At 41.3% G+C, this 25,057-nt stretch carries 20 protein-coding genes; 15 read left to right on the plus strand and 5 right to left on the minus strand.

What is annotated here, in order from left to right:
- Positions 1 to 351 precede the first annotated feature (351 nt).
- The 8 genes from QWZ17_RS02985 (at position 352) to QWZ17_RS03020 (ending at position 7,044) form a co-directional block, all read left to right on the plus strand.
- A complete protein-coding gene (locus QWZ17_RS02985) occupies positions 352 to 993 on the plus strand; it encodes a GNAT family N-acetyltransferase (RefSeq protein ID WP_290303417.1) in 642 nt (213 codons plus the stop codon).
- A gap of 51 nt (positions 994 to 1,044) precedes the next feature.
- Positions 1,045 to 1,410: a four helix bundle protein gene (locus QWZ17_RS02990; RefSeq protein ID WP_290303418.1), complete on the plus strand. Its 366-nt coding sequence runs from the start codon at positions 1,045 to 1,047 to the stop codon at positions 1,408 to 1,410.
- Between the two features lie 35 nt (positions 1,411 to 1,445).
- Positions 1,446 to 2,642: an argininosuccinate synthase gene (gene argG, locus QWZ17_RS02995; RefSeq protein WP_290303419.1), complete on the plus strand. Its 1,197-nt coding sequence runs from the start codon at positions 1,446 to 1,448 to the stop codon at positions 2,640 to 2,642.
- Positions 2,639 to 2,995 carry a cupin domain-containing protein gene (locus tag QWZ17_RS03000; protein WP_290303420.1) on the plus strand — a complete coding sequence of 119 codons (357 nt, stop codon included), beginning with the start codon at positions 2,639 to 2,641 and terminating at the stop codon, positions 2,993 to 2,995. Before argG ends, QWZ17_RS03000 begins: the two co-directional genes overlap by 4 nt.
- A 30-nt stretch (positions 2,996 to 3,025) precedes the next feature.
- A complete protein-coding gene (gene argC, locus QWZ17_RS03005) occupies positions 3,026 to 4,063 on the plus strand; it encodes an N-acetyl-gamma-glutamyl-phosphate reductase (protein ID WP_290303421.1) in 1,038 nt (345 codons plus the stop codon).
- Between the two features lie 155 nt (positions 4,064 to 4,218).
- Positions 4,219 to 5,346, plus strand: a complete 1,128-nt coding sequence (locus tag QWZ17_RS03010) for an aspartate aminotransferase family protein (RefSeq protein ID WP_290303422.1) — start codon at positions 4,219 to 4,221, stop codon at positions 5,344 to 5,346.
- Positions 5,347 to 5,431: 85 nt separating this feature from the next.
- Positions 5,432 to 6,379, plus strand: coding sequence for an N-acetylornithine carbamoyltransferase (locus QWZ17_RS03015; protein ID WP_290303424.1), 948 nt, complete (start codon positions 5,432 to 5,434; stop codon positions 6,377 to 6,379).
- 56 nt (positions 6,380 to 6,435) lie between these two features.
- A complete protein-coding gene (locus QWZ17_RS03020) occupies positions 6,436 to 7,044 on the plus strand; it encodes an FMN-binding negative transcriptional regulator (RefSeq protein ID WP_290303425.1) in 609 nt (202 codons plus the stop codon).
- Position 7,045: 1 nt separating this feature from the next.
- On the opposite strand, the gene QWZ17_RS03025 is transcribed toward QWZ17_RS03020, so the two are convergent.
- Together QWZ17_RS03025 and QWZ17_RS03030 are read right to left on the minus strand one after the other, a co-directional pair.
- Entirely contained in the window at positions 7,046 to 8,290 is a 1,245-nt protein-coding gene (locus QWZ17_RS03025; RefSeq protein ID WP_290303427.1) for a cation:proton antiporter, read from the minus strand.
- A 60-nt stretch (positions 8,291 to 8,350) separates the two neighbouring features.
- Positions 8,351 to 9,649: an NAD(P)/FAD-dependent oxidoreductase gene (locus QWZ17_RS03030; protein ID WP_290303428.1), complete on the minus strand. Its 1,299-nt coding sequence runs from the start codon at positions 9,647 to 9,649 to the stop codon at positions 8,351 to 8,353.
- A gap of 203 nt (positions 9,650 to 9,852) precedes the next feature.
- On the opposite strand from QWZ17_RS03030, the gene argB reads away from it, so the two are divergent.
- The 4 genes from argB to QWZ17_RS03050 all read left to right on the plus strand — a co-directional run bounded on the left by argB (position 9,853) and on the right by QWZ17_RS03050 (position 16,051).
- Positions 9,853 to 10,698, plus strand: coding sequence for an acetylglutamate kinase (argB, locus tag QWZ17_RS03035; protein ID WP_290303429.1), 846 nt, complete (start codon positions 9,853 to 9,855; stop codon positions 10,696 to 10,698).
- Positions 10,695 to 11,513, plus strand: coding sequence for a pyrroline-5-carboxylate reductase (gene proC, locus QWZ17_RS03040; protein WP_290303430.1), 819 nt, complete (start codon positions 10,695 to 10,697; stop codon positions 11,511 to 11,513). Before argB ends, proC begins: the two co-directional genes overlap by 4 nt.
- 180 nt (positions 11,514 to 11,693) lie before the next feature.
- Complete coding sequence (locus QWZ17_RS03045) at positions 11,694 to 13,070, plus strand: aspartate kinase (RefSeq protein WP_290303432.1); 1,377 nt, start codon at positions 11,694 to 11,696, stop codon at positions 13,068 to 13,070.
- 170 nt (positions 13,071 to 13,240) lie between these two features.
- Positions 13,241 to 16,051: a S9 family peptidase gene (locus tag QWZ17_RS03050; protein WP_290303434.1), complete on the plus strand. Its 2,811-nt coding sequence runs from the start codon at positions 13,241 to 13,243 to the stop codon at positions 16,049 to 16,051.
- 142 nt (positions 16,052 to 16,193) lie between these two features.
- On the opposite strand, the gene QWZ17_RS03055 is transcribed toward QWZ17_RS03050, so the two are convergent.
- Positions 16,194 to 17,480, minus strand: a complete 1,287-nt coding sequence (locus tag QWZ17_RS03055) for a citrate synthase (protein ID WP_290303436.1) — start codon at positions 17,478 to 17,480, stop codon at positions 16,194 to 16,196.
- A 182-nt stretch (positions 17,481 to 17,662) separates the two neighbouring features.
- Here QWZ17_RS03055 and QWZ17_RS03060 point away from each other — a divergent pair, with 182 nt between their 5' ends.
- On the plus strand, positions 17,663 to 20,878 hold the full coding sequence (locus QWZ17_RS03060) for a PAS domain-containing hybrid sensor histidine kinase/response regulator (RefSeq protein WP_290303437.1): 3,216 nt from the start codon (positions 17,663 to 17,665) through the stop codon (positions 20,876 to 20,878).
- Here the strand turns inward: QWZ17_RS03060 and QWZ17_RS03065 are convergent.
- Together QWZ17_RS03065 and QWZ17_RS03070 are read right to left on the minus strand one after the other, a co-directional pair.
- Entirely contained in the window at positions 20,875 to 21,405 is a 531-nt protein-coding gene (locus tag QWZ17_RS03065) for a DUF3347 domain-containing protein (RefSeq protein ID WP_290303438.1), read from the minus strand. The genes QWZ17_RS03060 and QWZ17_RS03065 overlap by 4 nt on opposite strands.
- A 7-nt stretch (positions 21,406 to 21,412) precedes the next feature.
- Positions 21,413 to 22,660, minus strand: coding sequence for an ABC transporter permease (locus QWZ17_RS03070; protein WP_290303439.1), 1,248 nt, complete (start codon positions 22,658 to 22,660; stop codon positions 21,413 to 21,415).
- A 241-nt stretch (positions 22,661 to 22,901) separates the two neighbouring features.
- Here QWZ17_RS03070 and queA point away from each other — a divergent pair, with 241 nt between their 5' ends.
- Positions 22,902 to 23,951 carry a tRNA preQ1(34) S-adenosylmethionine ribosyltransferase-isomerase QueA gene (queA, locus tag QWZ17_RS03075; RefSeq protein WP_290303440.1) on the plus strand — a complete coding sequence of 350 codons (1,050 nt, stop codon included), beginning with the start codon at positions 22,902 to 22,904 and terminating at the stop codon, positions 23,949 to 23,951.
- A gap of 353 nt (positions 23,952 to 24,304) precedes the next feature.
- Positions 24,305 to 25,027, plus strand: coding sequence for a 2-C-methyl-D-erythritol 4-phosphate cytidylyltransferase (locus QWZ17_RS03080; RefSeq protein WP_290303441.1), 723 nt, complete (start codon positions 24,305 to 24,307; stop codon positions 25,025 to 25,027).
- Positions 25,028 to 25,057: the final 30 nt, after the last annotated feature.

Below are 25,057 nucleotides of genomic sequence, written 5' to 3' on the forward strand. Positions count from 1 at the left end.
AACCCAATCAACTCCCCCTCCAATTAAATAACTTTTTTCTTGTATAAGTAAAAATTTATGGCCTAATTTGCACCCAAATTAAAAACACAGTAATACCTCAAAAAAATGAATCAACCAAGCTTAAATAAGCCCGCATTAAGAGCAACGTTTGCTCCCATTGCCGCTGCTTTGGGTTCGACTGTTTTTTTATGCTGTTCTTCACGACGAAGAACCTATATGCCCCGGGTTTGAATTAACATCCTCTCCTAAACCCTCAAAAACAAAAAGAGGTTATTAAACTTCTTTTTAAAAAGCCATCTAATTACTAAGGCCATCAAAAGCCAATTAATTTAACGGTAATCATCTATTTAAATGACCATACAAGATTTTGATATTCAGGTTGCTACAGCACAACATGTAGATTATGCCACCATGATTTGCGATGAAATGGCCGAATCGGCCAAAGCCCGCGGAACAGGTATAGCACAACGTTCGCCAGAATATGTTGCCAATAAAATGTTGGAAGGCAAGGCGGTTATAGCCCTGCATAAAGACGGTACCTGGGCCGGTTTCTGCTACATTGAAACCTGGAGCCACGGCGATTTTGTGGCTAATTCCGGGCTTATTGTTAATCCAAACTTCAGGAAAGTGGGTTTAGCAAAAGCTATTAAGCATGCCATTTTCCAACTCTCACGCAAAAAATACCCCGAAGCTAAAATATTCGGACTTACCACTGGCTTAGCCGTAATGCGTATCAATTCAGAAATCGGCTATGAACCGGTTACATACTCTGAGCTTACACAGGACGAAAACTTTTGGGCGGGTTGCAAAAGCTGTGTAAACTATGACATACTGATGAGCAAAGGCCGTAAAAACTGCATGTGCACCGCCATGCTGTTTGATCCTGCCGAAAAGCTAAAGCAAGATGCCGAAAAAATGCAACGCATTACCCATAAAGCTACCTTACTTGAGCGAATAGAAAATGCAATAAAAAAACGTATCCATCACGATTGATAAGAGGTGAAAGGATAAAGGTTAAAGGCGAAAGGTAGAAATTAAATAAAAATGAGGGATTATAAAAAGTTAGACATCTGGAAAAAATCGCACTTGTTTACAAAGCAGGTATATGCAGATATCTTACCAATTATGCCTCATGAAGAAAGATTCGCCTTAACCAACCAATTGCGCAGATCCACATACTCAATTCCACTAAATATAGTTGAGGGGTGTGGAAAAAACACGGATAAAGACTTTGCTCATTACTTAGACAATGCATTAGGATCGGCACATGAAGTAGAATATACTTGTTATTTAATACATGATCTTGGTTTTATATCAAAAGAAATATATGATAACGTACATACAGCTATTAACGAAATAAAAGCCATGTTGATAGGATTTATAAAATTTTTACGAAGCGAAAACCTTTAACCTTTCGCCTTTAACCTTTTACCTCTAAAGAAAGAATGAAAAAAAAAGTAGTATTAGCATACAGCGGCGGATTAGACACCTCATTTTGCTGTATATATTTAACACAGGATTTGGGTTATGAAGTACACTCGGTTATTGTTAACACCGGTGGCTTTAGCGACGAAGAATTAAAAGGAGTTGAAGAACGCGCTTACAAAATGGGCGTTACATCACACCACGTGGTTGATGAAACTAAAAACTTTTATGATACCTGTGTTCGCTTTTTGATTTATGGTAATGTTTTAAAAAACAATACTTACCCACTTTCGGTAAGTGCCGAGCGTGTTAGCCAGGCTACTGCTATTGCTAACTACGCCAAAGAAATTGGTGCCGAATTTGTTGCCCACGGTAGCACCGGTGCCGGTAACGATCAGGTGCGTTTTGACATGATCTTTAACATCCTGGTTCCGGATGTAAAAATCATCACTCCTATCCGCGATTTAAAATTAAGCCGCGAGGCCGAGATCCAATACCTAAAAGATCATGGTGTGGATATGAACTTTGAGAAGGCTAAATATTCAATCAATAAAGGTATCTGGGGTACATCTGTTGGTGGTAAAGAAACTTTAACATCAAACTTAGGCTTACCAGAAGAAGCATGGCCAACACAGGTAACCGAATCTGATGTGAAAGACCTGGTTCTTACCTTTGATAAAGGCGAATTGGTAGGTATAAACGATGAAAAATATGATCACCCTACTAAAGCCATCCAGGCTTTACAAGCCATTGCGCAACCTTACGGCATAGGCCGGGATATTCACGTTGGGGATACCATTATTGGTATTAAAGGTCGTGTAGGCTTTGAAGCTGCCGCGCCAATGGTAATTATTAAAGCTCACCATACTTTAGAAAAACACGTACTTACCAAATGGCAGTTATCATGGAAAGACCAGCTTTCTGCTTTTTACGGTAACTGGTTGCATGAAGGTCAGTTCCATGACCCCATTATGCGCAACATGGAAGCCTTCCTGAGCGATACTCAATCAAATGTAAGCGGCAAAGTATTTGTACAGTTGCATCCGTACCGTTTCCAGGTTGTTGGTATCGAGTCGGATCATGATCTGATGTCGAACAAGTTTGGCAGTTATGGCGAAATGAATAACTCATGGAGCGGCGAGGATGTTAAAGGTTTCTCTAAGATTTTCGGCAACCAGGTAATGATTTATCATAAAGTAAACGGCGAAGGCAAATGATCAACGTAACCTTTTCAAAGGGAGAATGCCTTAAGCATTATAATTGGGGCGATGATTGCCACGGCTGGACTTTTATTGATACCGAAGCATTATCTGTTAAACAAGAATTAATGCCACCAGATACCGCCGAGCAATTGCATTACCACGAAAAAGCAACCCAGTTATTCTTCATTTTGAAAGGACGGGCAACATTCACTATCGATGGGGAAACAACTGTTTTAAAACCAGAGCAAGGCATCGAAATATTGCCGGGACAAAAACACTTCATCAGTAACAACGACCGGAGCGACCTGGAATTTATTTTATACTCATATCCATCAACCAATAATGACAGGATTAATGTCGCCCCCTAACCCCCTAAAGGGGGAATAATAATTGAGATTATGACTGAAAACATAAAAGATATAACCAATAGTTCAACTCCCCCTTCAGGGGGTCGGGGGGCTATTAAAGCGGGCATCATTGGCGGTGCGGGATATACCGGTGGCGAAATGCTGCGTATCCTCATTAACCACCCTAATGTGGAAATTGCCTTTGCTCATAGCAATAGTAACGCGGGCAATTTCATTTACGAGGTGCACACCGATTTGTTTGGCGATACCGATTTGAAATTCGCTGCAGAATTTACTACCGATGTAGATGTGCTTTTCCTTTGCGTTGGCCATGGTGATGCCAAAAAGTTTTTGGATGCAAATGAGATTCCTGATAATGTAAAGATCATCGACTTAAGTCAGGATTTCCGTTTAACCCAAAACTCAAAGCTCAATACTAAAAACTTCACATACGGCTTACCTGAGTTAAACAGGGAGGCCATTAAAACGGCCGAAAATATAGCTAATCCGGGTTGTTTTGCTACTTGTTTACAATTGGGGTTATTGCCTTTAGCTTCAAAAGGTTTGCTGAATAACGAGGTTCATATTACCGCGACAACCGGCTCTACTGGCGCAGGCCAAAGTTTAGCTGCTACTTCTCATTTTACCTGGCGCAATGATAACCTATCGGTTTACAAAGCGTTTAATCACCAGCATTTGAATGAAATTGGTCAGTCGTTAAAGCAGTTACAGCCTGGTTTTGATAAGGCTATTAACTTTATCCCTTACCGTGGTGATTTTACCAGGGGTATAATCGCCTCTATGTACACCGAGAGTGATTTGAGCGAAGAAGAGGCTTTAGCATTATATCAAAGCTATTACGATGGCCATCCGTTTACGTATGTAACCAATCGTAATATCGATTTGAAACAAATTGTAAACACCAATAAGTGCTTTATACAAGTTAAAAAACACGATAACAAAATTTTCATTATTAGCATAATGGATAACTTACTTAAAGGCGCTTCGGGCCAGGCGGTACAAAACATGAACTTAATGTTTGGACTGGACGAGCGCGCAGGACTACGACTTAAGGCGACCGCTTTTTAGGCTGAAAGCTTAAGGCCTAAAGCAAAAAGCTGTTGCCGTTCATTTGTTTAATAAAAAGTAAGTATCAACATAGTAAGGTTAATTATTAACCTGATAAAATACGCTAAGAAAATAAAGGCTTTATGCCTTAAGCTTTTAGCTTTAAGCTCAACAAAATGAAATTATTTGACGTATATCCAATAAACCCAATAAATATAGTAAGAGGCCAGGGCAGTTTAGTTTATGATGAGCAGGACACCGAATACCTTGATATGTATGGAGGTCATGCTGTTATCTCTATCGGCCACACCCACCCGCATTATGTAAAAAGACTGGAAGACCAGTTACACAAACTGGGTTTTTACTCTAACTCTATCGAGATCCCTATCCAAAAAGAGCTTGCCGCCAAACTGGGTAAGGTATCTGGTAAAGAAGATTACCAGTTATTCCTTTGTAATTCTGGTGCCGAAGCAAATGAGAATGCTTTAAAACTGGCCTCATTTTATAATGGCAAAAAGAAAGTGATTGCCTTTACCAAAGCGTTTCACGGGCGTACATCTTTAGCTGTGGCGGTTACTGATAATCCTAAAATTGTAGCGCCGGTAAACGAAACTGACAATGTTATATTTTTACCATGGGCGGATGAAGCCGCATTAGCACAGGCTTTTGCCGAAAACGAGATCTCGTCTGTAATCATCGAGGGCATCCAGGGTGTTGGTGGCATCCAGGTGGCACCTGAAAGCTTCCTACAAAAAATCCGTTCACTTTGCGATGAATATAACGCGGTGTTTATTGCCGATTCTGTTCAGTGCGGTTATGGCCGTACCGGTAAATTCTTTTCACAGGATTTCGCCGGTATTGATGCCGATATTTATAGCATGGCTAAAGGCATGGGCAATGGCTTCCCGGTTGGTGGTATTATCATATCGCCTAAAATACAGCCTGCTTACGGCATGCTGGGTACCACTTTTGGTGGCAACCACCTGGCTTGTGCCGCCGGTTTAGCAGTGTTGGAAGTAATGGAACAAGATAACCTGATGCAAAACGCGGCCGAGGTTGGCGGCTACCTGATTAAAGAACTAAAAAAATTAGAGCAGGTAAAAGAAGTGAGAGGCAGAGGCTTAATGATTGGTATTGAACTGCCAGATGAACTGGCCCATGCCCGTAAAGAACTTTTATTTAAGCACCATATTTTTACCGGCGAGGCCAAACCAAATGTTGTAAGGTTATTGCCAGCGCTCAATTTAACAAAAGCACATGCTGATAGATTCCTGGAAGCATTTGTAAGTGTTTTAAATCAATAGAAAACCCAAGCCCCCTCTAAATCTCCCCCTAAAAGGGGAGACTTAAAAATATAATCAGTTTGTTAAATCGATATTAAATAGGCTCATGAAACTGTTCTCTTCTGTAAATGACGTTACCAATATTGATGCTCTTGTAAAAGAGGCATTGGCACTTAAGCAAAATCCTTACGCTCACCAGGAATTAGGTAAAAATAAAACACTTGCTTTGGTGTTTTTAAACCCAAGCCTGCGTACCCGCATGAGCACACAAAAAGCAGCCCTTAACCTGGGTATGAATGTGATGGTGCTTAATATTGATAAAGAAGGTTGGGCTTTAGAGCTACGCGACGGTGTGATCATGGACGGTACAACAGTTGAACACATCCGTGAAGCAGCAGGCGTTATGGGGCAGTACGCAGATATTATTGGCGTACGCTCGTTCCCTGGTTTGCGTAACCGCGAAGAGGATTATAGCGAAATGATATTTAACAAGTTTGTGGAATTTTGTAAAGTACCGGTGGTGAGCCTGGAATCGGCCACACGCCATCCTTTACAAAGTTTGGCAGATTTGGTTACCATAACAGAATTAAAAACTGCTGCCCGCCCCAAAGTTGTATTAACCTGGGCACCGCACATTAAACCGTTACCACAAGCGGTACCTAATTCTTTTGCCGAGTGGATGTGTAAAGCAGATGTTGACTTTACCATAGTACAACCAAAAGGCTACGAGCTTTGTGCCGATTTTACGCAGGGCGCAAAAATAGCTTATGATCAGGATGAGGCTTTAGCCGGTGCCGATTTTATCTATGTAAAAAACTGGTCGGCTTATGAACCTTACGGTAATATACTGGGCAAGCATGAGGAATGGATGCTTACCAACGAAAAGCTAAAGGCAACTAACGATGCCAAGGTAATGCATTGTTTACCTGTACGCCGTAACCTGGAATTATCTGACGAGATTTTAGACGGACCAAACAGCATTGTAGTACACGAAGCAGGTAATCGTGTTTGGGCTGCGCAAGCGGTGTTGAAGCAGATGTTGGAAAGTTTGTAAATAACCGTACTTTTATTAGGCTTGGTTCTTGAATCTAATTTCTTGATTCTTTTCTAATGTATATCCCTTCATCCAACCAATTCCCAAATCAACAAGAGGTTATCAGCTTCATGCAGCGGTACAGCTTTGCCACTGTAGTAACTGCTCATGATGGTGTTCCTGTTGCAACACACCTCCCCTTTTTGATTGAATTACGTGATGACAAAATAGTTTTGCTTTCGCATTTTGCCAAGGCGAACCCACAGGCAGCGCAAATTTTGAATAAAACGGTTTTGGTGATCTTTGCCGAACCTCATGCCTACATTTCGCCGGCCAACTATTCAAAGGGAACCAACGTACCTACCTGGAATTATATAGCTGTTCATGCTTATGGCAAAGCGGTTTTGCTATCAGAAGAAGCACAAACTGCCAACCTGTTAGCCAAAACCATCAGTAATTACGAAGCTGGTTACCTGCAACAATGGAACAGCCTGCCGGATGCTTACAAACAAAAAATGATGAAGGGTATCGTCGCTTTTGAAATATTGGTAGACGACCTGCAAGGCAAACAAAAGCTAAGTCAAAACCGGACTGAGGAAGAGCGCGACAATATCATCAACACGTTAAGCAAAAGCGCAGACAGCACCGAAAGCGAGATAGCCAACTACATGTCGAAATTAAAATAGGTTATTCAATATACCTCGATGCCCTGTTAATCATCGCGTTGAGCGTTAATCCTTGTACTATTACCGAAAAGATCACAATAAAATAACTTCCCGATAGAATCAAATGCCTGTATGGCGTATCCGGTAAGGTTAGTGCAAGGGCAATAGATATACCTCCCCTTAAACCAGCCCAGGTCATTACATTAATATTGCTATAATTTACTTTTAATGAATGGCGTAAAAACGTAAGCGGAAGGGTGATACTTAACCAACGGGCTATCAAAATCATTACAATGGAAATACTGCCCGTTACCCAGTAATTATTTACAAACGGCAGGTTGATCAATTGCAGACCTATCATCACAAACAAAATGGTGTTCAGCATTTCATCAACCAACTGCCAGAATTTCTCCAATGCTTCGTGCGATCTTTCTTTATTATCCTGGTTAATAGAGTGGCTGCCGGCAAAAAGTCCGGCTGTAACAACAGACAAAGGGATAGAAAACTCAAATATGGTGGCTAAAACAGAAAGTCCCATTACCAAGGCTAAGGAGATCAGCACAATAGTTTGAAAATCTGTTACCGATTTCATCAATCGCTGGGCAAGGTATCCTAATATCGCGCCGGCAAAAATACCTCCTATTACTTCTTTTACAATCAATAGTAAAACTTTCGAAGCTTCTATATTATGCTCACCTACCTGGGTTATCTCTAATAAGATTACAAACAAGATCAACCCTACCCCATCATTAAAAAGTGATTCGCCGGATATGATGGTTTCCAAGTGGGCAGGTAATTTGGAATTTTTAACAATCGCCGATACTGCTACGGGATCTGTTGGTGAAACCAAAGCACCGAACAACAGGCAGTAGATCAACGGCATACGGATATGAAAAAATGGTGCTATATAATACAATAAAAGGCCAAAAACGGCTGTGGATAAAATCACACCTAATGTGCTTAGTACCAGAACTGGTCGCATTTCTTTCTTAAGCTTCTTTCCGTCGAGGTTAAAGGCGCTGGAGAACAGCAGGAAGCCCAACATAATATTAAGCACCACCTTTGAGAAATCGATATTTTTGGCTAAAGTGGTTAAATACCTGGCCGATACAGGATCAAGTTTATCGACAACAAGAATGACTATTGAAACTATAGTAGCTATCAGCACTATCCCAATGGTACCGGGCAGTTTAATAAAACGCGCGTTTAAATAAGAAAACAGCGCGCTCACAATAACCAATAAAGCAATTACAAAAAACAGATCCATAAGCGTTTACCTGCTTTACAAATAAAATAAACGGCTTAATGTTTGGAAGCCTATTGCTTTTTATTTCGATTCAGGATCGGTCATTCGGGTTTCTGTATCAAAATAACGCACTATTAAACGGTTATCGCTGTTCTTATTAAAGTAATTAATGGCCCAGCTAAAAAAGATGATCCCTTTATTGGTAAAACCCGCTAAGGACATTAAATGCACAAAGCCCCACAAAAGCCAGGCAAAAAATCCCTGGAAATGAAGTTTACCTAAATCGGCTACCGCCTTATTCCTGCCAATTGTGGCTAACGAGCCCTTATCATGATATTTAAAAGGAACGGTTGACTGCCCATTGATCATGCGCACTAAGTTTTTAGCCAGCCAACCACCTTGCTGAATTGCTGTAGGCGCTACCCCAGGGTGCCCGTTTGGCGTTTCGGGTGTTATCATGGCAGATACATCGCCTATGGCGAAAATATTGGTGTAGCCAATAACCTTGCTGATTTCATCAACCTGGATACGGTTACCGCGGGTTATACTTTGTGCCGTTAATCCCTCGGGCACTTCGCCTTTTACGCCTGCAGCCCAAAGTACATTACGGGTAAGTATGGTGGTACCATTGTCTATTTTTAGCAGTATCCCATCGTAGCTTTGTACGTGAACACCATTATAAATGGTAACATCCATGTTTTCCAAAAACTTTTTCGCTTTTTCAGAAGCTTTGGGCGAAAACGCGCCGAGAACAACATCTTTACCTTCAACAAGGTAAACCTTCATGTTGTGCTTGCGCAAGCCATGATAATCTTTCATTAATATCAGCTGCCGCATTTCGGCCAGCGCGCCCGATAACTCTACACCGGTTGGACCACCACCTACCACCACAAAGGTCATGAGTGCCGCTTTTTCTTCAGGGTCTTTGGTCACTAATGACATTTCAAGGTTTTGCAGTATCAAACTACGTAGATTGAGCGCCTCGGGAATATTTTTCATCGGCATGGCAAAATGTTCAATCTCTTTATTGCCGAAGAAATTTGTATTTGAGCCTGTGGCTATAATAAGATAGTCATAATATATTGTACCAATATCTGTAGTGAGCGTATTGGTTTCAGGATGAATTTGCTGCACTTCAGCCAGCGCGAACCTGAAATTATCCTGTTTAGTGAAAATCCGGCGAATGGGGAAACCTATGGAGTCGGCCGCTATGGAACCGGCTGCTACCTGATACAATAAAGGTTGAAAAGTGTGATAGTTATGCTTATCAAGCAGTAAAACATCTACCGGCGCGTTTTTAAGGTTTTTAGCTAATTCAAGGCCGCCAAAGCCCCCGCCAATAATAACTACACGGGGCTTAGTACTTTTCTTTTGTTCCATAGGTAAATTTTAAAGCAAGTTTAATGCCTTAATTTCAAGTATACTAATTATTTCATAATCAAATTGTAAACTTACAAATGTGTAAGCAAACAATCATTTTGGATTACTTTTAGTAAAAAATACAGTATAAATTCTTATTTTTAACAGATTTATATCAAAAAAGGTAGTAAATTGGCAAATGCAGTGTTAAATTATTGTGAAGAATGAATAAAAGTGAGACAGTTTCTATAAATTCGACCGAAATAGTAGCTAAAAAAAGCCTGCACATCATAAAAATCGGTGGAAATGTTATAGATAACTCTGAAAACCTATATCATTTCCTGAAAGACTTTCAGTCGCTTGATGGATTGAAAATTTTGGTTCACGGCGGCGGCAAGGTTGCAACCCAAGTAGCTGAGGATATGGGCATTGAAGCTAAGCTGGTTGACGGCAGGCGGATAACCGATATTGAGACTTTAAGAGTAGTTACCATGGTTTATGGCGGCCTTATTAATAAAAATATAGTTGCCCAGTTACAACGTTTTGGCAACAACGCTATAGGCCTTACAGGTGCCGACGGCAATTTCATCAAAGCAAAAAAACGACCGGTAAAAACTATAGACTACGGTTTTGTAGGCGATATTGACGAAAACTCCATTAATCCGGGCAATATAAGCAGGTTGATGGAAGCAGGTTTTACCCCTGTTTTTTGCGCGATAACGCATGACGGCGAAGGGCAACTGTTAAATACCAACGCCGATACCATAGCATCCGCACTGGCGGTAAATCTGGCATCTATTTACGAAACAACCCTAATTTATTGTTTCGAGAAAAAAGGAGTTTTGAAGGATATTGACGATGAAGATTCTTTGATACGGGAAATTACCCCCGGATATTATGAAGAGTTGAAAAAGGACGGCATTATACACAGCGGGATGCTCCCCAAGCTTGATAATGCTTTTACAGCGATAGCCTGCGGCGTAAGCGCTGTAATTATTGGCAAGAGCGACGATTTAGGAAATATTAAAAATAACAAACCATTTGGAACACGTTTAAGTACAACCACATGAACGCATCACAACAAATAGCAATTTTAGGCTCGGGAAACATCGGGCTGTCATTAGCCAAAGGGTTAGTTAAAGCGGGCATTTGCAAACCCCAGCAAATTACCCTAACAAGAAGAAACGTAGCCGCCCTGGCAGATTTTGCAGCGCTGGGCTATCACACTACCGATAATAATTTAAAGGCCGTTAAAAAGGCGGATATTGTTGTATTAGCCGTATTGCCGCAACAATTAAATAAGTTACTTGATGAGATCAGGCCAGCTATAAAGCCAGAGAAACAGCTTTTAATATCAGTAATATCAGGCGTAAGCTGCAGCGATATCCGCCTGCAACTAGAGCTGAATGTACAGGTGGTACGCGCCATGCCTAACACGGCTATAGCCATCGGCCATTCCATGACCTGTATCGCTACCGATAATGGTACCAATAAAAACATCAACCTGGTAAAATCGCTTTTTGATACCGTTGGTGTAAGCATCCAGATCAATGAAGAACTGATGACATCGGCAACCGCGCTTTGCGCCTGTGGTATAGCGTTCTTTTTACGCTCTATCCGCGCGGCATCACAAGGCGGTACCGAAATTGGGTTCCACGCCGGCGACGCTTTGAAGATGGCAGCGCAAACTGCTAAAGGCGCAGCCGATCTTTTATTGCAATTAGCGTCACATCCGGAGCAGGAAATTGATAAGGTAACCTCGCCAAGCGGCTGTACCATTGCAGGCTTAAACGAAATGGAGCACAACGGCTTCAGTTCGGCCATGATTAAGGGTATTAAGTTATCTGCAGAGAAAGCCGGCGATCTTTATAAGAAGGAAGATTAACAGCATAAAACGCAACCAATTATAAACCATCAATATTGATAATCCCTGTATCATTTTGATATGGGGATTTTTATTGCATGCAAATACATCCCTTTAATAATTAAGCTATTATAATAACTTTGCGGCAGCCTAAGGGCCTGGCACAATTATCGTATTTGCGTGCTATCTTTTTAGTATAAAATGTTAACAGTAGAAAAAATCGGCGGTACATCCATGACCGCATTGGCTGATGTTATCAAAAACATCATCCTGTTTGAACGTAGCGGCGACCAATTGTATAACCGCATCTTTGTAGTATCGGCCTTTTCGGGAGTAACCAACCTCCTGCTTGAAAATAAGAAGACCAAGGCTCCCGGCGTATATCACCGCCTGGCAACTTACAAGGATTTCCACAAGCCACTTAAAGAACTTATTGTTAAGCTAAAACAGCTTAACAAAAACTACGAAAGCCTTGGCTTAAATCTTAACCAGGCCGATGCTTTTATTGAACAACGCTTAAAAGACGCGCAAACTTACCTCGAAAACATTGCCAACATCCTGGCCTCGGGCTATGTGAATAAAGCGGATGTATTATTAGCAGCCCGCGAAATCCTGGCTTCGATAGGCGAAACCCATTCAGCTTTTGTGTTTGCTAATATTTTGCAAAACATGGGCATCAACGCCACGTTTGTTGATTTGAGCGGCTTTCATGACCACCGGTCGTTAACTATTGATCAACGTATCCGCAAAGATCTGCAACATATTGATTTTGCCAATACCATCACCATTGTGACCGGTTACGCTAAAGGTACAGAAGGTATTATGCGCGAATTTGACCGCGGCTACTCTGAAGTTACCTTTAGCAAAATAGCTGTTGAGGTACAGCCGCAGGAAGCCATTATACACAAAGAATACCACTTATGTACTGCCGATCCACAACTGGTAGGCGTTGAAAACTGCTTCCCGGTGGGCAATACCAATTATGACGTGGCCGATCAATTGGCCGACGTTGGTATGGAGGCTATACACCCTAAGGCATCAAAACCGTTGGAGATAAACGATATTGACCTGCGTATCAAAAACACTTTTCAGCCAGAGCACCCCGGTACGCTGATAACCCGCGAATATATATGTGATAAAAAACGGGTTGAAGTTATCACCGGCACCGAACATGTGCTGATGATAGACATTTACGATCCATCAATGGTGGGCAACGTAGGTACCGATTTTCATATCATGCAGCTATTTTACAAATACGGCGTTAGCTACACCTTTAAGGCTACCAGCGCCAATAGCATTTCGATAGTAATCTGGGAAAAAGATTTCAATAAAAAACTAATCCAGGAGCTGGAGGATGATTACGAAAAAGTAACCGTTGAAAAAATGGCTATGGTTTGCCTCATCGGCTCAAACATGGATCAGCCCGGCCTATTAGCCCGTTCGGCAACAGCATTGGCTAATCACGGCATCAATATCAAAAGCTGCGGGTTTGCATTGAGAAAAGTAAATATCCAGTTTTTAGTTGCAAGAGAAGATTTTGCCGAGGCTATTAAGGCTTTGAATAAGGTGATGATATAAAAAAGCTGAAAGCTTAAGGCTAAAAGCAGAGAGCGCTTATTTGCTTTCCGCTTTTAGCTTTCTGTGTTGGGTTTTCTGCCTTAAGCTTTCAGCTCTAAATTGTAACTTTCCCGTAGCTAATTTCAATAATTGGCGCTTTTTAAGCATATTTAAACTTACACAAGTTTCATATGCGTAGAATTTTACTCATCACCTGTCTATCAGTCATTGGCTTTAACGCATCCGCTCAACAAATTTCAAAAAAGCCTTTGGATCATACCGTTTTTGACGGCTGGCAAAGCATCAGCGATCAACGGATCAGCAATGACGGTAAATGGATATTATACGTTATAAAACCGCAACAAGGTGATGCCGACCTGGTAATTACAGATTCAAAAAACACCAATAAAATCCACGTTCCACGCGCGGATACGGCAAGGTTTAGCAAAGATGGTAAATTCGCGGTATTTCAGATCAGGCCGTTTTATAAGGATACCCGGCAGGCTAAGATCAAAAAGAAAAAGCAATCGGAATTCCCGAAAGATACATTGGGATTTATAAGTCTTGCTTCACAGGCAATCACCAAAATACCATCTGTCAGAAACTTTAAAATAGCAGAACGGGCTGATGTAATAGCCTACCTTGCCGCGGGCGATACCCTAAAGAAACCGGCAGCAGCGGATACTTCAAAAAAAGCAGCAAGTAAAACAATTGCACCGCCTACTCACGAAGGTGCCGAGCTCACTGTAAAACAACTTGATGGTAAATTAAACCGCACTTTTAAATATGTTACAGAATATCAGGTTAGTAAGAATGGCAAGCTGGTAGCCTTTGTGGTCACCGCTCCTGCTAAGCAAAAGGAAGCCATATCCGGGTTGTATGTGTTCGAGGTTGACAAAAACACGGTGAAAACCATAAGTACAGGCAAAGGAACCTATAGCAACATTGTATTTGATGAAGCAAGCAGGCAAATTGCTTTTACAGCCGAAAAAAATCTGGAGAAAGCATTAGTAAAACCATTTAAACTATATTATTATAATTCAACGCAGGATAGCGCCCGGATAATATCGGCAGAAGGTTTCGCCAACATGCCCGAAAAATGGGCTGTGAGCGGTGATGGTAAGGTATACTTTAGCAAAAGCGGGGCTAAACTATATTTCGGCACCGCTCCTATCCGCAAACCCGTCGATACCACCATTGTTGATTTTGAGGTGGCCAAGCTGGATATATGGAACTACAAAGATGACTACCTGCAACCCCAGCAGCTTAAAAATCTTCAAAAAGAATTGAAACGCAGCTACCTGGCGGTCATCAAACCCGAAGATGCTGAATCAAAGCAAATACAATTAGGCAGCAAGGCCATCCCTGAAATATTTGTTGCCGAAAATAAAGATGCTCGTTATGTTTTAGGTGTTACCGATACCGGCGCGCGTGTACAATCGCAATGGGAAGGCGATACCAAACAACAAGCCATTTTGATTGATACCAAAAGCGGCAACAAAAGGTTAATTAACGGCAGCACCAATGCCCGCTACCGCATATCGCCAGATGGGCAATACGTTTTATGGTTTGATTTGGCGGAACAACAATGGTATAGCTACACTATTGCCACAGGCAGCAAAATAAACCTAACCAAATCCGTCGGCACAAAAATGGGCGACGAGTTGAATGATGTACCTAACTTTGCCGGAGAGTACGGTGTAGCCGGCTGGACCAAAGATGATAAGGCCGTTTTGATTTATGACCGCTACGATATCTGGAGTATCGACCCGGCTACGGGCGTAGCTACCAACTTTACCAATGGTATAGGCCGTAAAAACAAATTGATTATCAGGTATGATCAAACCGATCCTGAACAAAAGTTTATCCCATCCAAACAACCAATGTGGCTTTCGGCCCAGGATGAGGAAACCAAAGAATGGGGGTATTTTACAAAAAATCCTGAAGGTATTGATCCCCCTAAAAAAGCAGCATGGGGTAAAATGAGTTATGGCGACTTAACCAAAGCGAAAAACACCGCGCTATACATTTACACCAAAAGCAATTATCAATTACCTCCTGATTTATACGTATCAGCTGATCTTAAAAACGAGATCAAGCTAAGCGACATCAACCCTCAACAAGCCGAATACAACTGGGGCACGGCCGAGCTGGTTTCGTGGACAACCCCCAAAGGATACAAATCAAAAGGTATATTATACAAACCTGAAGATTTTGACCCCAATAAAAAATACCCGATGATTGTTTATTTTTATGAGAAATTATCAGAGGGATTATACAATTACCTGCCTCCTGCCCCAACACCTTCACGGCTGCCTATATCCTTTTTTGTAAGCAATGGTTATCTGGTTTTCGCGCCGGATATCAGTTATCAAACCGGCCACCCCGGCGCTTCGGCCGTTGAATTTATCAATTCGGGGGTTGAATCATTGAAGAAAAACACCTGGGTTGATGGCGCGCATATTGGTATACAGGGCCAAAGTTGGGGCGGTTACCAGGTGGCATACCTCATCACGCAAACCAATATGTATGCTGCCGCATGGGCAGGAGCGCCTGTCGCCAACATGACCTCGGCTTACGGTGGCATCCGCTGGGAATCGGGTGTAAACAGGCAATTTCAATATGAAAAAACACAAAGCCGTATTGGCGCAAGCCTTTGGGAAAAGCCCGAGTTATACATTGAAAACTCTCCCCTTTTTCAGCTACCTAAAGTACAAACGCCCGTTATGATCATGAGCAACGATGCCGACGGTGCCGTGCCATGGTACCAGGGGATAGAAATGTTTACCGGCTTACGCCGCCTGGGTAAACCGGTTTGGCTATTGCAATACAATGGCGAAGCCCACAACCTGGTACAGCGCCAAAACCGTAAAGACATTACTATAAGGGAGCAGCAATATTTTGATCACTTTTTAAAAAGAGCCCCAATGCCGGTTTGGATGGCCAAAGGCGTACCAGCCGTTGATAAGGGTAAAGACTGGGGATTTGAACTGGAAAAGTAGCGTTCATTATAATAAACACATACTCAAACAAAAAGGGTGACGGAAAAACTCCATCACCCTTTTTTATTATTATCTATCTGATTTTACTCCTTTATCCTTACTCCAAAAGTCTTTTGTCCAAAAGTCCAATAGTCCCAAAAACCTACCTGTCTTTAATATTCTTATATTCCCTATCAGTAGTACCGGTATAGATTTGTCTCGGGCGACCGATAGGCTCTTTGTTTTCTTTCATTTCTTTCCATTGCGCAATCCAACCCGGTAAACGGCCCAGGGCAAACAATACAGTAAACATTTCTGTAGGGAAGCCTAAAGCACGGTAAATAATACCAGAGTAAAAGTCAACGTTTGGATAAAGCTTGCGCTCTACAAAGTAAGGGTCTTTCAAGGCTACTTCTTCCAGCTTTTTAGCTATCTCCAACACCTCATCGTTAATACCTAACTTCTCTAAAATATCGTCACAAGCTTTTTTAATGATCTTGGCACGCGGATCAAAGTTTTTGTATACACGGTGACCAAATCCCATTAAACGGAAAGGATCATTTTTATCCTTGGCTTTGGCAATCCATTTATCGGTATCGCCGCCATCATCCTTAATTTTTTCAAGCATTTCAATTACCGCCTGGTTAGCACCGCCGTGTAACGGACCCCAAAGTGCAGAGATACCGGCAGAAATAGACGCATATAAATTAGCATCAGATGAACCTACGATACGCACAGTTGATGTTGAACAATTTTGCTCGTGATCTGCGTGCAGAATCAATAGTTTATTCATTACATCAACTACTACCCTATCCACTTTATAATCCTCCGTACGTTCGGCAAAGGTCATGTACAGAAAGTTGGTTACATAGTCGTATTTGTTTTGAGGATATACAACCGGGTGACCTAATGACTTTTTATAGATCCATGATACTACCGTACTCATTTTGGCCAACAGTTTCATTATCTCCAGGTTAACCTCTTCGGTTGATAAACCTTGTTTTAATGATTCTGGGTTAAAGGCAGCCAATGCGCCAATCAATGATGAAAGCTGACCCATTGGATGAGATTTTGACGGGAAGCCGTCAAAAAACTTCTTCATATCCTCATGAACCAATGTATGGCGACTCACCTGGTATTGAAAGTCTGCTAATTGAGTTTCAGTAGGTAATTCACCATAAATCAACAAGTAAGCAACTTCAATAAAGCTGGCATTTTCTGCCAGTTGTTCAATAGAATAACCACGATATTTAAGGATACCTTTTTCGCCATCGAGGAACGTGATAGCGCTTTTGGTAGCCCCTGTGTTTTTGTAGCCGATATCCAGCGTTACATAACCGCTTTGATCTCTCAGTTTTGAAATATCTATCGCTTTTTCACCTTCTGTACCCTCAATTACCGGGAGTTCAAATGTTTTATCACCAATTATTAGTTGTGCTGTTTCCGACATAGAAATTTTTGTATCTGCAACAAATGTAAATAAATCTGCGTATTAATACCTGCTAAGATAATTTACTATTTGTAAATTTTTGGCTGCAAATTTATTAATTTAACCACCTTATAATAGGGACTATCCCTTCTTTACCCCTAAAAAACCTGTAAATAATGTCGTTGAAAGTTAGAACAATGTTAATGATCCAAAACGACGTCACTATTTATCGCTTGTTACTTCTTGGTTTAATTATAGCAAGCCCCTCGTTACATTACCTCTGCTATTACAATTCATATGATCCTATTTTACTTAGGTTAATCAATTGTTTTTTTTGCTTTGTATCACTTGCATTATCTTTTAGCGATAATAAAAAACTGTATACCATAAGCACTTATATTACGGTGCTGGCGTTTTTGGTTATTAATAATTGTGTATTGCTAAGTATTAATGGCTTTGAGCACGCTTATCTTTTTAGCTCCATTACCGTTTTTATTGCGTTAACATTATTTTGCAAACAGGGTTGGGAATTTGTTACTATTTGCGCACTTAATTTATGTGCCATTATAACTGCATACATTGATGCTCCCGGGTTAAATATTTCTTTACCTGTACTTGTTGTGCTTGGTATTGTTTTCACCATCATAGCTTACGTATCCTTCCTGGTGGTTAAGGCCTACCAATTTCAGCTAAAAAATGCTGTGGATAAAGTAATGACTCTCAACAACAATATGCACTCACTCATCAGTTCATTTACCGATATGGTATTTGAATTTGATGAAAATAAAGTTTGCATCAATGTATGGTATAATGAACTCATTGAAAGATCTACCGACCCCAAATCAATTGTCGGTAAAACGCTTGACCAGGTATTGCCACCAGAGAAAGCTAAGAAATACATTGATTGCCTTGATTTTGTGATAGCTAATCACCTGCCCATTTCTATTGAATACATTTCTGATTATGGAACCGGGCAATGGTTTAGGTGTAACATGGTGCCGGTTTTTGACAGCAGCTTAAACTACACCGGGCGAATTTCGGCCACGCTGGTTGATATATCGGAACAAAAAGTTGCTGCCGACGCTTTAAAAACCAACGAAGCCCTGTTACTTGAAGCCCAGGCCATTTCAAAAACCGGCAACTGGTGGTATGATCATGGCACCAGCGAAACCTATTGGAGCGATAACTTATATACACTGCTGGAAATTGACAGCATTCCGGCTAATATCAGCAAGTTTCATTATTACCTTAGCTTAATACACCCGGAGGATAGGGATGGTGCCGAAAGCTATTTATCGGCCATACACAAATTACCCCAGCCGCAATTTGAACACAAGTTTATCACCCCAAAAGGCAACATAAAATATATCAAAATTATCCGCGGCGATCTTTTAAAAGACGATGAAGGTAATAACAAGCGTATTTTTGGGGTATTACAAGATATAACCGATGCCCGCCTATCAGAAAAAGCTGTAAAAATTAGCCAGGTTGAACTAATGGAGGCGCAGGCCATTGCCAGAATTGGTAACTGGAAATGGAACCTTGATAAAAATTACCTGGCCTGGTCTGATGAGTTATACAACATTCACGAAATTTCGGTAGCCGCGGTTGAAGGGACCAATCCTTTAAAACTATTGCTAAAATATGTACATCCTAATGACAGGTATATTTTAAAGCATTTGCTCAAAAAGCCAGGGCAACTAAAAGATGTATCGCACGAATACCGCATCATAACACCTAAAGGCAATGTCAAACACCTAAGTATTATTATAGGTAAGTTATTATACCGCGAAGATGGCAGCATACGTAAATTTATTGGCACCTTACAAGACATTACCGAGCGTAAACAGGCCGAACTGGATTATCGCCAGTCTGAAAGTAAATATAAGCTGGTTTTAGAAACCATTAACCTGGCTGCCATTACGCTTGATAAAGATGCCAACGTAGTATTCTGCAATAAACACCTGGCCGATTTAGTTGGTTATACGCAGACCGAGATTATTGGCATGAACTGGATGAAAAACTTTGTGCCCGATGATTTGCAGGAGTTTTTATTAGGATGGTTTGAAAACAATACCGTTAACGCGCATTTTGTAAATCCTATCATTTGCCGTAACGGCGAGCGGCGCATCATGAGCTGGCAAAACACCGTTAGTTACGATGAAAATGGCCACCTTAAAGGCACCACCAGTATTGGCGAGGATATAACCGACCAACAAAAAGCCAGGCAGGAACTCATCTGGGCCAAGGAAGTGGCCGAAAAGGCATCCAAATTCAAATCGGAGTTTCTATCCATCATGAGTCATGAAATTCGTACACCGATGAACGCGGTTATTGGTACCACCAATTTATTGCTATCAGAAAACCCGCGGCCCGAGCAGTTAGAATATCTTAATACGCTCAAATTCTCTGGCGAGAACCTCTTGGCCATCATTAACGATATTTTAGATTATAATAAAATAGAAGCCGGAAAACTGGAGCTTAACAACTCGCTATTTAACCTGCACCAGCTTATTCAAAAAATAAAGCAATCTTTTCACGCAAGGGTTACCGAAAAACAGCTGGAACTTAATGTACACATTGATGATGGCATCCCCGAAATGATAACCGGCGATAGCATGCGTTTAAGACAGGTATTAAACAACCTTGTTAGCAATGCTGTTAAATTTACACATACCGGTGGCGTTAGCATCAAACTGGCAAAGGAATTAATCAATAGCAATAACGTTACCGTAAAGTTTACTATTACAGATACAGGTATTGGCATCTCACCAGAGAGTTTTAACCTTGTGTTTGATCCTTTTATGCAGGATAAACAGGTAATAAATAATGATTACGGTGGTACCGGGCTTGGCCTGGCTATTACCAAACGCCTGGTTGAATTACATAACAGTACCATATCTGTTACCAGCGAGTTGGGCAAAGGAACATCTTTTACTTTTGCTATCGCATTTAATATCGCCCCCAAAACAATCGGCGATCAACCGGTTACACCTTCCGTTGCCGGCCATGCGCTAAGCCTAGGCGGCATGAATATACTGGTGGTTGACGATAATAAAATGAACCTGATGATAGCTACCCGCTTCCTGAAAAAATGGAACGCCAGCGTTGATGAAGCGCTAAATGGACAAGTTGCGGTAGATATGGTAAACAGCAATAGTTATAACCTAATCATTATGGATTTGCAAATGCCGGTTATGGATGGCTTTGAGGCTACCGCGATAATTAAAACTTTGCACCCAAACATCCCTATCATAGCCTTAACAGCCGATGCCATGCCCGAAACCCATAACAAAGCATTTGAAGCAGGTATGTGCGATTACCTCACCAAGCCATTTATTCCAGAAACTTTGTTTGAAAAAGTAGCCAAATACGGTTTATCCACCTTGACCGCTATAGTAAAAAATGATATTGATTAGTTAATTTGTTCCTTAACTTGCCCGCACTCTTTCATATGCTCTGGAAAGTAAGGGTTTTCTATCTTTTTGCTAAGCGATAGCCAGTACCCACCTTTACCACTATCAGCCATGGGGCAATAGTCAATATAAATGGTTGAAGCTTCAATACTTGAGCCTTTTACAAGAGCGATGATATCTGTACTTAAAATTAAAAAAGCGGCCCGTTGTGCTTTGATATCATTGGTGGTAGCTATTTGATGGGCAAGTGTAGCGGTTTCTGAGCAACCTTTAATGCTGGCCAGTTTGCCGTCAAGCGTAGCAGCCGCGGTTTTTATAGCCTCAACATCTGATTTTAGCAGCTGATCTTTTAAGCCAATGTATGCTGTAAATACATTATTGGTATTAACAGTATCTGCAACCTGCGCGTTTACAGCTTCAACAGCCGTAGTATCTTTTTTAACAGTATCCTGTTGTTTTTTTGTAGATTGATTACAAGCAGATGCAGCTAAAAGAGCCGCAAACATAAGAGTTTGGTTTACAATTTTCATTTATTGCTTAGTTAGTTCGTATGGCTTCAACAGGATCAAGTATGGAGGCAAAGTAAGCCGGGATAATTCCCGACGCCACCCCTATTCCTACCGAATAACTTAAACCGATAATTATATTTTTTGACCCTAATACCACCTGCACATCCGCGGCAGCTTTGATACCAAAAGTTAAAAAATAAACCAGTAAAAGCCCCACAAGTCCGCCCATTATACAAAGGGCGACGGATTCAATTAAAAACTGCAATAATATGAAATAATTTTTGGCACCCAATGACTTTTGAATACCGATGATGTTGGTACGTTCCTTTACGGATACAAACATGATGTTGGCAATACCAAAGCCACCAACCAACATCGAAAATAAACCGATAATGAAACCTCCCGTATTGAGCACTTTAAAAACCGAATCCAATTGTTCGGTAAGCATAGTGGTACGGTTAAGAGCAAAGTTATCCTCAACACCGGGTCTTAAACTCCTTATCGAGCGCATCAAACCCCTGATTTCGCTTTCTACATCATCGGTAGGGATGCCTTCTTTACCACGCACAATAATGGATGGGTGGTAACTTTCGTTTTGAATATCTATCAGGTTATGCGCAAAGTTTAGCGGCAGCAATACTTCTTTATCGGTTGATATGCCCAGCATATCTTTACCCTGTTTTGAAAACACGCCAACAACCGTTACATAACGCCCCATCACCTTTATTTGCTTACCAATGGCATCACCATTCGGAAAAAGGTTTTGGGCAATATCAAACCCTATATCCGTTATGGGCGAACCGGTTTTTGATTCCATATCGGTAAAATACCGGCCCTGGGCAAAGTCAAAATTCCAGGTTTTGTTATGATCCTGTGATGCCGCGTCAATCTGCGCGCCATCAACGGTATTACTTTTAAATTTAATGGTGCGGTTATCAATGCTGATCTCGTATGATAATGCTTCGGCAGTTTGGCTGCGGCGCGATAACTCGTTAAAATCCCTCAATTTTGATACCGGGCGTTGCAGGTATTTCCACCACGGAAAATCACTGCCGCCTACCCATGGCCATTTTTCAACATAAATACTGTTGTTGCCCAATTTATTAACGCTGCTTTGCAAATTATTGCGCAAGGTATCAACCGCCGAAAACACCGCGATAATGGTGAATATGCCAATAGTAACCCCAAGCAACGAAAGCGTTGTGCGGGTTTTGTTTTGCCTTAGCGCATCATAAGCAAATAAAAAGCTTTCGCCGAAAAGTTTTAAAAACAGCATATAAACTTATTTGGATTTCAATGGTTAAACCTATTACTAAATTGCAGTATGCCAGGCAGTAAAAAGATTAAAATATACCGGGTTGAATGTTTTTATTTTTTAGACGATATTACATGCTTTAAGTTACAGTATTTTAATATTAAACTTAACGGTTGATAAAACATTATAACCCTTAAAAAAATCGGTGATATTAACAAAAAAAATTCATACATTTGCGCCCTGAAAATTCATATACACAAACATGAAATTATCTCAATTTAAATTCAATTTACCAGAGTCGTTAATTGCACATAACCCATCAACCACCCGCGATGAAGCCCGCTTAATGGTTTTACACAAGGATTCTGGCAAAATTGAGCATAAAATTTTTAAAGACGTATTGGATTATTTTGATGATAAGGATGTAATGATCCTTAACAATACCAAAGTATTCCCAGCACGTTTGTATGGAAACAAAGAAAAAACAGGCGCTACCATTGAGGTTTTCTTACTGCGCGAATTAAATAAAGAATTGCGCTTATGGGATGTGCTGGTTGATCCGGCACGTAAAATACGCGTAGGTAATAAATTATATTTTGGCGACGACGATTTGTTAATTGCCGAAGTTGTTGATAACACCACTTCACGTGGCCGTACCATCCGCTTTTTGTTTGATGGTACCGATGAGGAGTTCCGTCGTAACGTAGAGATCCTTGGCGAAACACCACTGCCAAAATACATTAAACGTAAAGCTACTGCCGAAGATAAAGAACGTTACCAAACCATTTTTGCTAAACACGAAGGTGCTGTTGCAGCCCCTACCGCTGGTTTGCACTTTAGTCGTGAGCTAATGAAACGCCTTGAATTAAAAGGTGTTGATTTTGCCGAGGTTACCCTGCACGTTGGTTTAGGCACCTTCCGCCCGGTTGAGGTTGAGGATTTAACCAAACACAAAATGGATTCTGAGCAGTTTATCATTGAGCAAAAACAAGCTGATATTGTAAACCGTGGTATTGAGCGTAAATCACGCATCTGCGCGGTTGGTACCACTTCAATGCGTACCATCGAATCGGCTGTTTCGGCAAACAAAACCCTTAAAGCCGCTAACGACTGGACCAGCAAATTCATCTTCCCTCCGTACGATTTCAGCATCGCTAATTCCATGATCACCAACTTCCACACTCCGGAGTCAACTTTATTGATGATGGTATCGGCATTTGGCGGTTACGAGCATGTAATGAACGCTTACGAAGTCGCAGTTAAAGAAAAGTATCGTTTTTACAGCTATGGCGATGCCATGCTGATCATCTAATTTTAGATTTTCAGATATGAGATTTGAGATATGTGACTTCGGTTCATATCTCATTTTTTTTGTCTTAGATTTGGATTAAAAAAATGTCATCTTGGGTTTTAGAATCCGCAGCTTATAAAAATGTTAGATGACGTAAACTAACCAAGGAACGACTCACCCCGAACATCGCTATGCTCGTTCACCCCTCTCTCCGACCGCGTCGCATAGAGGGGTGAAGAAACAAAAAATGGGGTTACCCTCTATGCGGCTTTAGCCGGAGAGAGGGTCGGCCAGCGAAGCGCTGCCGGGGTGAGTCGTAGCCCGCGTTCAAATGATAATTGAAAAAAGAAATACGGCATCGCGAGTTAAAATTTATGGAAAACCCACCACTCACCACTCACCACTCACTACTCACCACTCAAAAATACGTCATCATCGTTGCCGGCGGCTCTGGTACGCGTATGCAATCGGCAGTGCCTAAACAATTTTTGCTGGTAAATGGCTTGCCAGTGGTAATGCATACCATGCAGGCTTTTTATAACTCGGGTGTAAGCCCCGAATTGATACTGGTGCTCCATACCGATTTCCATACCTATTGGAAACAACTTTGCAATGACCATCACTTTACCCTCCCCCATCTTTTAGTTGCCGGTGGCGAAACCAGGTTCCATTCGGTAAAAAACGGATTGAGCCAGATAAGATGTACCGACGATGCACTAATCGCCGTACATGACGCCGTTCGTCCGCTTACCAGTGGCGCTGTTATTCAAAAATCATACACTGCCGCCAATGAATACGGCAACGCGGTAACAGCCGTTAAAAGTCGTGATTCTATAAGGCGGGTAGTTGATGGCAAATCCGTGAGCTTATTGCGGGACGAGATTTACCTGGTGCAAACGCCGCAAACATTTAAAGCAGGCTTGCTAAGGAAAGCTTATGAGCAGGAGTTCGACTCAAAATTTACAGACGACGCCAGCGTGGTTGAAGAAATGGGCATTGAAATTAAACTTACCGAAGGCGACCACGAGAACATCAAAATCACCTTCCCCCAAGACATTGCCATTGCAGAGTTACTGTTAAACAAAAAAAGCCACTAACCTACAAGGCTAATGGCTTTTATCTTTTGA

Origin of the sequence: Mucilaginibacter flavus (genome assembly GCF_030409315.1) — a bacterium.
Taxonomy (GTDB): domain Bacteria; phylum Bacteroidota; class Bacteroidia; order Sphingobacteriales; family Sphingobacteriaceae; genus Mucilaginibacter; species Mucilaginibacter flavus.